Source organism: Cohnella sp. GbtcB17 (assembly GCF_019091135.1).
GTDB lineage: Bacteria > Bacillota > Bacilli > Paenibacillales > Paenibacillaceae > Cohnella.
In genome coordinates, this window is record NZ_JAGXJW010000102.1 from 1 (window position 1) to 11,451 (window position 11,451).

Below are 11,451 nucleotides of genomic sequence, written 5' to 3' on the forward strand. Positions count from 1 at the left end.
AGCGCCATGGCGAACCAGACGCGCTGACGCTCCCCGCCGGACAACACGCCGATGCGCTGTTTGCGCTTGGCGGCCAGACCGGTGCAGGCAATCGCCCATGCCACTGCTTCTTCATCGTCCGCGTCGCGCTGTCCAAGCAGCTTGCGGTGCGGCAGGCGGCCGTAGGCGACGAGCCGTTCGACCGTCAGATCGGCTGGCGCGCCGTTGTGCTGATGCACCGCCGCCAGCTTGCGCGCGAGCTCCCTGGGCTTGTATCCGGCGAGCGCCTTGCCGTCCAGCACGGCCGTGCCGCCCTGCGGCACGAGGCTGCGGGCCATGACCCCGAGTAGCGTCAACTTGCCGCTGCCGTTCGGACCGATGATGCCGGTCAGGCGCCCGGCCTCGATCGTCGCCGTCACCTCCTTCAGCTGGTCCGTCTTGCGGTCGTACGCGAATCGAATCCGGTCAAGCTCCATACGCGCGGTCTCCTTTTGTCAGCATAAATATCAAAAAGGGTCCGCCGATGACGGTCATGATGATCGAAGCCGGAATCTCGGTCGGCGCGAGCAACGTGCGTCCAAGCGTATCCGCCGTCAATATGAGGAGCGCCCCCGCCAGCATGGAAAACGGAATAAGCGCCCGATGGTCCGAGCCGTCCAGCAGCCGCGCGATATGCGGAACAAGCAGGCCGACGAAGACGATAAGACCGCCGACAGCCGTCGCCACCGAAGCGAGCAGCACCGCAATCGCGGAGACGATCAGCCTCGCGCGCGCGACGCGAAAGCCCAGATTGCCCGCGGTTCGGTCGTTCAGCGCGAGCGTATTGCACCAGCCGCATACGAGTAGCGCCAGCAGCAGGCCGATCGAGCCGTATACGCCCAAGATCCGCACATCCTCCCACGTTTTCATCGTAAAAATCGAGCTGACGGCCTGATTGACCGAAGTAACCGCGTAGCTGCCCCGGTAGTTGAACGATTGCCCAAGCCCGGTGAACGTCGCATTAATCGCGACGCCGACGAGAATCAGCCGCATCGGCTGGAGTCCCGAACGCCACGACAGCGCGTAGACGAGCACGCAGGCCAGCGTGCCGCCGAGGAAGGAAAAGAAAGGCATCCAGAAAAACAAATTCGGGAAAATCGTCACCATCGCGAGCGACACGACGCCCGCGCCGGACGAGATGCCGATCACGCCTGCGTCGGCGAGCGGGTTGCGCATGACCGCCTGCAGCAGCACGCCCGATACGGCGAGCGCCGCCCCCGTAAAAAGGGACACGAAAATTCGCGGCAGACGAAGGTCTCTTACGACGTTGACGTTCTCGTTATTTCCGCGCATCAAGCCTTCCGCCAATTCCGCGATGCCGACCTTGATGCTCCCGAGCATCATGGAGGCGGCGGCTGCCGCGAGCAACAGAAGCGATACGACGGCAAAGCAAAGCGTTTTTTTCGACATCGGCCCATTCCTCTTTCCCGTTAACGACGGCGATTACGGATACAGCTTCTTGTACAGCGCCTCCAGCGCCTCGTCCGCCGCGATATTGCCCGTCGTGCCGAACAGCGATTCCTCGAGGTCGTACACGCGTCCGTTCTGAACGGCCTTGAAGTGTTTCCAGATGTCGTTTTTCCTGAATTCCTCGTCGAACATTTGGATCACTTCCTCGGGCATGCCGTGCGCGGCGCGCAGGATGACGTCCGGATTCGCCTGCTGAAGCCGCTCCGTGTTGGAGGCCAGGTATTCCACCTTCTCCCCTTGCGCGATATTGACGCCGCCCAGCAGCCGGACGAGATCGCCGATATACGAATGCTCGGTCGCCACCAGGTAGCTGCCGGGGACGCCCAGCAGGATGAGCACCGACGGCTTCTCTTTGCCGGCCGCCTCTCCCTGCAATCTCTTCAATGTATCGTTATAGCTGCTCGCCAGCTTTTCCGCCTCCGCTTCGCGTCCGAATCTGGTCCCGAGTCCCCGGATCTCCTCTTGCATCTTGGCCAGACTGGTCAGATCCAGGAAGGAGGCGTTCAAGCCGATCTGCTTGAACGTCGGTTCAAGGTCGTATTGGAGCGTCGTGACCGACAGCACATCGGTCGGGCGAAGCGATTTGACCCGCTCCAGGTCCGGACTCATCGGATTGCCGACCCTGGTCACATTCGCATAGCGCTCCGGCAGCGTCTTCGCACTCGTCGGGACGCCGACCAGCTCGATGCCGAGCGCATCCATCATTTGCGTCACGGCTACCGTCGTCGAGACGATGCGATACGCGGGTGCCTCCGCCTGGGATGCCGCCGAAGATGGCGCCGCCGCGGACCGCGCCGCGTCGGCGCCGCCGCAGCCGGCCAGCAGCAGCATCCAGACGAGCCATAGCGCGACGCCCGCCATTCCACGATTTTTCAGACTCATCGTTCCTCCCGATTCAATCCGGCAGAGGACGCCGTATGGGTCCTCTGTCCGTTGTTAGGCGTGTGTCATGCGTTGCCGGCTTCGCTCTCTTTTTTGGCGCCAGGCGTTGCCGCGTCTTTCTTAGCGCCGGCTTCCGCATAATCGAGCGCCCGCAGCACGAGCGCGACCGCTTCGGCTCTCGTCGCCTGCGACTTCGCGCCGAACCGATTGTTGCCGCTGCCCTGGATCAAGCCGAGCTTGACCGCCGTCGCCACGTACGGGCGGGCGTAAGCCGGGATTTGCGCCGCGTCCGTAAAGGGAAGCGCCGCGTCCGCATCGGGCTTCAAGCCGAGCGCTCTTACGATCATGACGGCGAGCTCAGGCCGGCTGATCTCCTTCGCCGGACGGAATGTGCCGTCCTCGAAGCCCCCGACGATACCGGCCGCAACCGCCCGCCCGATGTACGGCTGCGCCCAGGGACGAATGTCGGCCGCATCCTTGAAGGTCAGCTCGGCTTCACCTGCTTGCAGCTCCAGCGCCCTGCCGAGCAATACCGCGAACTCGGCGCGGCTGATCGCCGCGTTCGGCCGGAAGTTGCCGTCCGCATAGCCGTTCGCGATGCCGAGCTTGACCGCACGGCTGATCGAGGCCGCGGCCCAGTGCTTTGCCGTATCGAAGAATTCGGCGCCGAAGTTTTCATCCGTGCCGCCCGCGGCGCCGCCTCCGTTAGAATCGACACCGCCCGTCCCGGGCGCTCCCTTGTCGCCGTCCGGATTCGGAAGCTCGGGCGGTGAACCGAAGCTTTCGCCGCTCCAATCTGCTACCTTCGTGTAGCTGCCGAGCTTGATCGACACGTCGTAGGCGTGGAAATATTTCACCTCCGGCCAATCGATCTTCACCCAACCGCTTTGCACGGCATCCAGATTGCTCACGGGAAAGCGGACCCATCTGGTGTTGCCGGCGGCGTCGCTCGTCACCGTCTCCGTCGCCGAGCCGTTCACTGTAAAAGCCGTGATCTCCTTGCTTCTGCCCAGCCAAATGTAAACATACTTCGCGCCGTTCTCGACGAGCATGCGGCCGGGGTGGGCCACGTAGCCGTCCATAACCGAAGGCGTCTCCGTGCCTTGCTTTAAAATGGTGAAGTCGATCCGGTACTTGCCGTCCGCCAATTCCCCGCCGCTCACGGGACCGTTGCCGCCGCTACCGACAACTGCAGCCCGAAACGCCTTGATCGCATCGTCGAGCTTCCGCACGGCGGCGTCGCTTTGCGCCTGTGTGCCGTCGAGGCGGGTCGCTTCCTTGCCTGCCGCTGCGACCGCTTGTTCCAGCGCCGTCTTCGCGCTTGCCGGATATTGGCCGGCAGCGGCGCCGACGACGGCCGCGGCAAGCTCGCTCTTGACCGCTGCGACTTTGGCCGCAAGCGCCGCATTGTCGACGTCGTTCCAGTTAAGACGGGCATTATAGGTCGTTCCGCTCAAGACGAACTGTACGGATGTCAATCCGGTCGGATCGGGGATCGCGATCTTGACGCGCCGGGTATCTGCTTGCGGATTTTCGTCCAGCGTCTCTGCATCGACGTACGATGTGCCGTTTTTCATGCGAACGGCCGTCACCTTCGAGCTGCTCCTGACCGTAAAGGCGGCATAGGAGACGCCTTCTGCCGTCGTGATCTCGGCTTTGCCGTCCAGGTAAGCGGCGACCGGCGAGAAGTCGTCCGCAGAATCGTCCGCCGCCGTGAAGGAAGCCGTATACGGCGCGCTTTGGAGGAAATCCGTGACCGCGTCCGCAAGCGCTTCGTCCGCGCCGACGATGTTTTTATAGACCGAAGCCAGATTGTCGCCAATTGCTTTGGCCTCCGCGATCGCCGTTTGCAGCGCGTCCCGCGCCGCCTTGTCCTGTTTGTAAGTCCCGTTGCCGCTCTCCGCCTTATCGTGCAGCGCTTGCGCCGCGGCAATGCGGGCTTGCAGTCCGCTCAGCTCTTTGTAGTTGTAGCTGATATAGACGCTGCGCTCCTGACCGTCTGCGAAATATCGGAGATACGAAATGCCGTCGCTGTTCGGATACGAATGGGATTGCAGCTGGAATACCGTCCTGCCGCCGTTATCCGGGGATACAAGCTTGATTGCCTTGAAGTAATCGACGTACTCGTCGTAGGTCGGCATCGTGTATCCCGTGTTGTTCGCCAGCGACATATACGCTGCGCCGGCGACGGATATTTTCATCGGGACGTTCGCGTACTTCGTACCGTCTGCGCCGTTATAAAGCTGGTACGCCACACCCTCGAACTCCGATGCGTAATCCGACTGCTTGGCAGCCGAGGTCGGATTGTCCAGGACGTAAATCGGCAGCGGCTCGGGTTGGAGCCTGTAATAATAATCGGTGTACAAATTCAATCGGCTGTTCAGCGTCTTGACTCGCGAGGCGACCGTCGCATCCGTAGCGGTGACCGTATCCAGGGTCGTCTTTGCCGACGTCAGCGCGCTGCCGATCGACGATTCCGCATCTTTGTGATACTCGCCGGCCGTGACGACAGGGTAGCGATAGGTATCCACGTCGTTGCCGGGGTCCGCGTCCCCGTTAAGCGCTGCCCGCGCCGCCGCATCCGCCTTGCCGACGACGCCCGCCGACCGCACTTTGTCGTACAGCGCCTGAACCTTGGCGATCGCTTCCTTCAATTCGGTCTTGTCGGCCTGTTTGACGGATGCTTTAAATGCGTCGATCGCATGGGTCAAATCCACGTATGCGGATGAGATCTCGGACGGGCTTGCTGCCGGGTCGCTCGCCTTGTCTCTGGCGGTCCCGATCTGAAGCTCGAGCAACGTCTTGGAATGGGCCGGATACTGGCCGTACGCGTCACCGACGACCGCAGCGTCGTATGCGGCCTGCGCCGCCGAGATTTGCGCGTTCAATTGGTCCAGCGTGTAAGCCGGCGTCTCTCCGCCGGGCTCTCCGCCCGTTTCCGTCGGCAAGCCGGCGGTGTCGACTTTTAATTGCGCGTTGTACCAGTTGTCGTAAGCGATGCCGGGAACGACGATATGCATCAGCACGTCGACGGTATCCGTCCCCGGCTCCAGCTCCGCGGATACTTCAAGCGGTCCGGCGGACGAACGGCCGAACGGCCGATATCCCTCCATGCCGGTCACGACGCTGCCGGAGATGGTCGCTTTAGGCTGTCCGGGCTCGCGATAAGCGAGATAGACGATCCAATCCTCGCTCATGCTCGGAACTTGATGGTAAAAGGTCGTTTTTCCGTTGCTTGCGACCAGCCGGCCGGAATGCTCGACCCACATGAATTCGTTGGCTGCCGAAGTGGCGGACGTACCGTCTTTTAAGTACTTGTAAGGGACATTCGTATATACGCCGTCTTTCACCGTCTTGTTGGCGTTCGCCGCTGCCGCTCCCGGCTGCGTGAGACTGAGCAGCAGCAGCGTCGCCATGGCGAGCAGCGTCCACGTTCGGATTCGCGTCTTCAATTTTTTGAGCTCCTGTCTTTTTAGTATCGAGTCAAGTTCACCTTTCGGCGGCGCTATAAAAACGAGCCGGGTTGGACGAGAGCCGCGCCGGACCGCGTTGATTTCCATATTCGCGTATGACTTTTTCGTTTTTGCGGCATCGTCGGCGGGCCGGTGTGATCAGACGGCCGGTGCGCCTTCCCGATCGGGAAGAAGCGCACCGGCGTGTGAAGCAGTTACAGTCTTGACCGTCAGAACGTTAAGGCAGCCAGTTGACCTCCAGGTCGTACCAGGTATCGTGGACGGTGATCGGACCGATGGCGACGACGACATGCAGCGAAAGATCGAAGTTCGCGGCGTCGGAGCCGGGCAGCACGAAGGTCGTCAGGCCGGTCGTCGCGTTGTAGGTGCCGTTGTAGCTGGTCGTGCCGACCTTGATCTGCGGGAAGTAGTTGCCGCCCTGCAGGGTGAGCGTGACCGTGCCCGCCGTGTCGTCGATGACCGCGTCGCCCGCGATGTAGCCGCTCGAATGCTCGTGGTACTCGCCGTCGTAGTAAAATTCGTAGGCATGTGTGTGCGTCGCGGCGAAGGCCGGAACGACCATCACCAGCGCGAACGCCATCATCAGCAGAAAAGATACCGAACGCTTCATCGTTTTTGTCATCATTTTTCGCTCCTTTAAGGGTTTGGATGGTTGCATTTGTTGCATAGCTCAGCTTTGCTTCGACGGACGGCGGTGCGGCAAAATCGACTTTGAGGCATTCCCCCTTTCGATTTATTTGATAATGATTATCATTATCATTTATGATTTCGATACTAACCCAATAAAATCCAGACTGTCAATCTCTTTTTTTAGGAAGCGTGACACGAAACGTCGTGCCCTCGCCAATACGGCTGAACGCCCGGATGGTCCCGCCGTGCCGATGAACGATGGCCTGCACGATCGACAAGCCGAGTCCCGTGCCGCCCGAAGAGCGGGAGCCGTCTCCCTGGTAGAATCGGTCGTAAATATAAGGCAATTGATCCTCGGGAATGCCGTCGCCGGTATCGGACACCTCCACGATGACGGCGTCTCCCGCATCCCGCGCGCGGATCTCGATCGACCGCTCGTGCGGTATATGTCGGATCGCGTTAAACAGCAGATTGGTCCACACTTGAAGCAGCAGCGCTTCGTCCCCGCAGACGGTCAGGCCGGGCGGCACCGACATTGTGACGGATAGCTGCTTTTCCGACAGCTGCCATTGCATCAGACGCAGCGCGTACTGAAGCTGACGCCTCAGCGGATGCTCCCGCTTGTCGAGCCGGCCGACATCGGCGTGGTCCAGCGTTGAGAGCAGCAGCAATTGCCGGCTCATCTCCGCCAGTCTGCGCGCCTCACGTCCGATGACGCCCGCGTATTCCAGGCTCCTCCGATCGTCCAGCTCCGGCTGCTGCAAGATATCTGCGAACCCTTGGATCGAGGACAGCGGCGAATGGATCTCGTGGGAGACGTTGGCCACGAAGTCCCGCTTGGCCGCATCCGTTCGCGCGAGCTCCCGGCTCATCGTCTCGAAGCGGCGCGCCAGCTGCCCGATCTCGTCCCTTCGTCTCGTATCGAGTCGAATATTATATTCGCCCTGCGCAATTCGCTTTGTGGCCTCGGTCAGCTGCGCGACCGGCTGTACCAGATAACGCACGCTGAGCAGGAAGCACGGGATGCTGAACACGACCGCAAGCAAAAAAATGAGCGCGAAAAAGATGCGCAGCTCCCCGAACTGCAGCCGAACGTCGGGACGCAAAAACATGGCGTAGTTGACGTTGTCGATTCGAAGCGCCACGCCTACGGTATTGATCAAGCTGCCCTGGAAATAGCCCGTCAAAAACGGCGAATCGGGATAATGGGCGATACCGTGATAAATCTCCCCGGCGAGCACGCGCTGGCGGACGTCGTCCGCCAATGCTTTGCCGCGAAAAGGACGTCCGAAATAAAATTCGCGTCCACTGTCGTCGGTCAAGTACACCTGGTAGCCGAGCGAGGCTGTATTGCGCATATAATCGCCGATCGAAGCGGGATACTGCTCCGCGAATACGCGGATCTCCTCCGCGATGCCCAGCAGCTTGGCGTCGTGCAGCGGCTTGAGCTTCCAATGATAATAAACGTTGGACACGTAAAATCCGAGCAAGCTGCTCAGCGCCACCGTGTATAAAATGATGGAAAATACGCGGAAATAAAGCGACTTCATGACCCGGGAACCTCGATCTTGTAGCCGATTCCCCGCACCGTATGAATGGCGAAGTCCCGCCTGCTGCCGACGAAGCGCTGGCGCAGACGCTTGATATGCACATCCACCGTCCGTTCGTCCCCCGCATAGTCCTGACCCCAGACGAGCCGGATCAAGTCGTCGCGGGAGAACAGCCGGCCCGGATACTGCGCCATCTGCGCCAGCAGCTCGAACTCCTTCAGCGGCAGGACGATGACGTTGTCTCCGTCGATGACTTCATAATTTTGCAGATCGACCACGAGTTCGCCGAGCCTGATCTTCCCGCTCGAGGGGACGAGGTAACGCCGAAAAAGCGCCTTGACCCGGAACAGGAGCTCCGGCAGCTCATAGGGCTTGGTCATATAATCGTCGGCCCCGCTCAGAAATCCCCGCTCCTTGTCCGCCAGCTGATCCCTTGCCGTGAGCATGATGATCGGGATATCGTAGCTGTCGCGAATATGCGCGCACAACGTCCAGCCGTCGACCTTCGGCATCATGACGTCGACGATCGCCAGATCGATCGCCTGCTCTCTCAGCACCTCGATCGCCTGCTCGCCGTCCCGCGCCTCGATCACGCGGTAGCCTTGACGCGTCATGAAGTGATTCAGCAGCGACCGGTGATGAATATCGTCGTCCGTAACCAGCAATTGCTTCATGCTTCCACCTTCACCCGCTTGCGGTCGCATACGTTAACGGCCATGCCTCGAACGCCTCGTTTCCTTCCAATATATGAGAATCTACATTATTTTAATCGAAATTGATTCTCATTATCAATTAGAAATTGCAAGTCGGCGGGTTTCTTCCAGCTTAATCGCGTTGTATGAACAATCGATGAATAGGAGATTACAAAACCGCAAAATCGTCGTCTCGCTACTGCGCTCTCGCATCCGGCACAAAAGAATGATACAATTCGTATACTAACGCATGTATAATTAGGAAGAAAAGGAAACTCGTCCGGAGGGAACAGCAGTGACAAATCGATTCGAACAGCTTGACTCGATCCGAGGCTTGGCAGCCGTATCCGTATTTTTCAGCCATATTGTATCTCTGCTTACTTTGCCGACCGTAACGCTGCTCTTCAGTCATTCGCCGCTTAAACTATTTGTTTACGGCCATGCGGCCGTACTGTTATTTTTCGTCCTCAGCGGATTCGTTTTGTCGCTTCCGTACTTGAAGGGATCGCAGCTGAGCTACAAAAACTTCATGGTGCGCAGATTATGCCGCGTATACATTCCGTATCTAATCGTTATCGCTGTCGCGATGCTCGCGTTCCATTCGTTAAAGCCGATCTATGGCCTCAGCGACTGGATCTCCATCCTGAGCACCGGCGAATTTTCTCCTAAAGTCATACTCGAGCACATTGGTTTGATCGGCAATTATAATACGGACCGATTCAACGGTGTCATATGGACGCTCGTGCACGAAATGCGCGTGTATCTGATCTTCCCGTTGCTGGCCCTCGTCATCGTACGTTTGAACTGGATGGCCGCGCTGGCCGTTTGCGCCGCTTTGTCACTGATCGGCTCGGTCAACAACACTTTGCACTGGGAACCGGTCAACGGCTTTCAGAACAGCTTCTCGCTCACCTTGCATTACTGCTCCCTGTTTATCATAGGCGGCCTGATCGCCAAGCACCGGACGAGTCTGATCGGCCTTTATCGCCGGCTGCCGCGTTTGCTCAAATACGGAGCCCTGCTAACGGCGCTGGTCCTGTATACGTACGCTGTAAAGGCAACGGGACTGGCCGGGCGCATGCATCTTGCGTTCCTCGGCGAGCAGCTCCAGGACTACGTCATTGTCGCGGCGATCGTCATCTTCCTGACCATTGCGCTCGGCTCTCGAAAAATGATCGCGTTCCTCACGAACAAAGCGGTCAAGTTTTTCGGCGATATTTCCTTCAGCTTGTATCTGTGGCATCTTGTCCTGCTGATCGGCTTGGTTCACCTGCTAATCGGCGTATTGCCGATGGCGGTTATCCTGTTGATCCTATCGGCCGCATCGGTGATTGTAGCCTGGCTGTCCTATCGGTACATCGAGCTGCCGGCCATCAGGCTCGGGAAGCTGCTGACAACGAAGCGACCGACAACGAAGCGACTGACTGCGAACCACGAATCCCCCCCCCCCCCCGTTCAGCCAGGTCTGGAATCAGCTAAGTAGCCATTCGGTTCGCTTGTACGGACGCGTAATCTTGTGAAACGGAGCGAATAAACCGCGGTCTTGGGGCCAGCCGGCTTATTCGCTTTTTTTCCCGTAAGGCTCGGCGAAAAAATCGGAAAGAAAATGGTAGAACAGCTGCTCCGTCGGGAGCAGCTTGCGCTGCGTCGGGGAGATGACCCCTACGGTGCGCGTCACTTCGGGTTCGATCAAAGGAAGCTTGACCGTCGACTGCGGTATAATGTCCACCAGCGTAACCTCGGGCATAAGCGCCACACCCAGACCCGCGGACACCAGCCCCTTCAGCGCGTCGATATCGTCGCCCTCGAACGCAATATGCGGCACGATCCCGATCTCGCGGCAGGCGCTCAGCACGATCTCCCGGAATATCGTCCCCTCCGGCAGCGTGACGAAGGGATCGTCCTTGAGCTCCGACAGCCGGATCACGGACCGCCCCGCGAGACGATGGTGCATCGGCAGCAGGGCGACGATTTTCTCGGTGAACAGCAGCTTGGAGCGAATCTTCTTCTCCTCGGCCGGCAGCGGCGCGATGAGGGCGAGATTCGATTCGCCGTGAACGACGCCGTCGATGAGATCGTGGTACAGCGCCTGGCGCATCTGGAACTTGGCCTCCGGATAGCGCTGCCGGAACGCATAGATCGCCGTCGGCATGACGTGGGCGGCCAGGCTGATCGGAAAGGCGATGCGGACCGTGCCTTTCTCCGGCTCCAGATGCTCCTTCACCTCCCGCTTCGCCTCGCCGATCATGTTCATGATCTGTTCGACGCGCGCCAGAAACAGCCTGCCGTTCGGAGTGAGCTTCACCCGTCTCCCCTCGCGGATGAACAAATCGACCCCCAGCTCGCTCTCCAACTGCAGCAGCTGCCTGCTCACCGAGGATTGCGCCACATGCAGCGCATTGGCCGCATCCGTCACATGCTCGCGCTTCGCGACTTCCATAAAATATCGCATTTGCCTGATTTCCAGTGTAAATCGCCTCTCCTTCATGCGCAAAACGCATCAACATCATCGTAACTGAATATTGGAGCGATGAATCACTTCGATCATAATATTAAACTACGATCTACAAAAGCGAAATGGCGAGTCTCGCCATTGGACCTAAGGAGTCTTGGACGAATGAGCATCCTCGAAAAAATCGAACGAACCGACGCGAAGCAGGCGCACGACTACGTCGACGGCTTGTTCGAAACCGTCAAAAAGCGCAACCCGAACGAGCCCGAATTCCATCAGGCCGT

At 59.4% G+C, this 11,451-nt stretch carries 9 protein-coding genes; 1 reads left to right on the top strand and 8 read right to left on the bottom strand.

Features of this window, described 5'->3' with window-relative positions; genetic code table 11:
- From KVT38_RS32085 to KVT38_RS32115, 7 genes are all read right to left on the bottom strand, one after another.
- A partial coding sequence (locus KVT38_RS32085) for an ABC transporter ATP-binding protein (protein WP_217597827.1) occupies positions 1-455 on the bottom strand: 455 nt, incomplete at its 3' end.
- The gene (locus tag KVT38_RS32090) at positions 445-1,428 is read right to left on the bottom strand and encodes a FecCD family ABC transporter permease (RefSeq protein ID WP_217597828.1); all 984 of its coding nucleotides are present in this window, start codon (positions 1,426-1,428) and stop codon (positions 445-447) included. The genes KVT38_RS32090 and KVT38_RS32085, both read right to left, overlap by 11 nt.
- 33 nt (positions 1,429-1,461) lie before the next feature.
- Positions 1,462-2,370, bottom strand: a complete 909-nt coding sequence (gene isdE / locus KVT38_RS32095; RefSeq protein WP_483298210.1) for a heme ABC transporter substrate-binding protein IsdE — start codon at positions 2,368-2,370, stop codon at positions 1,462-1,464.
- A 65-nt stretch (positions 2,371-2,435) separates the two neighbouring features.
- Complete coding sequence (locus KVT38_RS32100) at positions 2,436-5,822, bottom strand: NEAT domain-containing protein (RefSeq protein ID WP_217597829.1); 3,387 nt, start codon at positions 5,820-5,822, stop codon at positions 2,436-2,438.
- A 238-nt stretch (positions 5,823-6,060) separates the two neighbouring features.
- Positions 6,061-6,468, bottom strand: coding sequence for a hypothetical protein (locus KVT38_RS32105; RefSeq protein ID WP_217597830.1), 408 nt, complete (start codon positions 6,466-6,468; stop codon positions 6,061-6,063).
- 172 nt (positions 6,469-6,640) lie between these two features.
- A complete protein-coding gene (locus KVT38_RS32110) occupies positions 6,641-8,023 on the bottom strand; it encodes a sensor histidine kinase (protein WP_217597831.1) in 1,383 nt (460 codons plus the stop codon).
- Positions 8,020-8,697 (bottom strand): response regulator transcription factor, encoded by a 678-nt coding sequence (locus KVT38_RS32115; RefSeq protein WP_217597832.1) that lies wholly within the window; start codon positions 8,695-8,697, stop codon positions 8,020-8,022. The genes KVT38_RS32110 and KVT38_RS32115 overlap by 4 nt, the downstream gene beginning before the upstream one ends.
- A 313-nt stretch (positions 8,698-9,010) precedes the next feature.
- Between KVT38_RS32115 and KVT38_RS32120 the strand changes: the two genes are divergently transcribed.
- The gene (locus KVT38_RS32120; protein ID WP_217597833.1) at positions 9,011-10,198 is read left to right on the top strand and encodes an acyltransferase family protein; all 1,188 of its coding nucleotides are present in this window, start codon (positions 9,011-9,013) and stop codon (positions 10,196-10,198) included.
- A gap of 75 nt (positions 10,199-10,273) precedes the next feature.
- Here KVT38_RS32120 and gltC read toward each other — a convergent pair whose 3' ends face one another.
- Positions 10,274-11,182 carry a glutamate biosynthesis transcriptional regulator GltC gene (gene gltC / locus KVT38_RS32125; protein WP_217597835.1) on the bottom strand — a complete coding sequence of 303 codons (909 nt, stop codon included), beginning with the start codon at positions 11,180-11,182 and terminating at the stop codon, positions 10,274-10,276.
- Between the last annotated feature and the right edge of the window lie 269 nt (positions 11,183-11,451).

What these genes read in the sequence shown, in the direction of transcription:
- KVT38_RS32105 (WP_217597830.1), bottom strand. Translation starts at nt 6,468, where the DNA reads ATGATGACAAAAACGATGAAGCGTTCGGTATCTTTTCTGCTGATGATG.
- KVT38_RS32090 (WP_217597828.1), bottom strand. Translation starts at nt 1,428, where the DNA reads ATGTCGAAAAAAACGCTTTGCTTTGCCGTCGTATCGCTTCTGTTGCTC.
- isdE (WP_483298210.1), bottom strand. Translation starts at nt 2,370, where the DNA reads ATGAGTCTGAAAAATCGTGGAATGGCGGGCGTCGCGCTATGGCTCGTC.
- KVT38_RS32115 (WP_217597832.1), bottom strand. Translation starts at nt 8,697, where the DNA reads ATGAAGCAATTGCTGGTTACGGACGACGATATTCATCACCGGTCGCTG.
- KVT38_RS32110 (WP_217597831.1), bottom strand. Translation starts at nt 8,023, where the DNA reads ATGAAGTCGCTTTATTTCCGCGTATTTTCCATCATTTTATACACGGTG.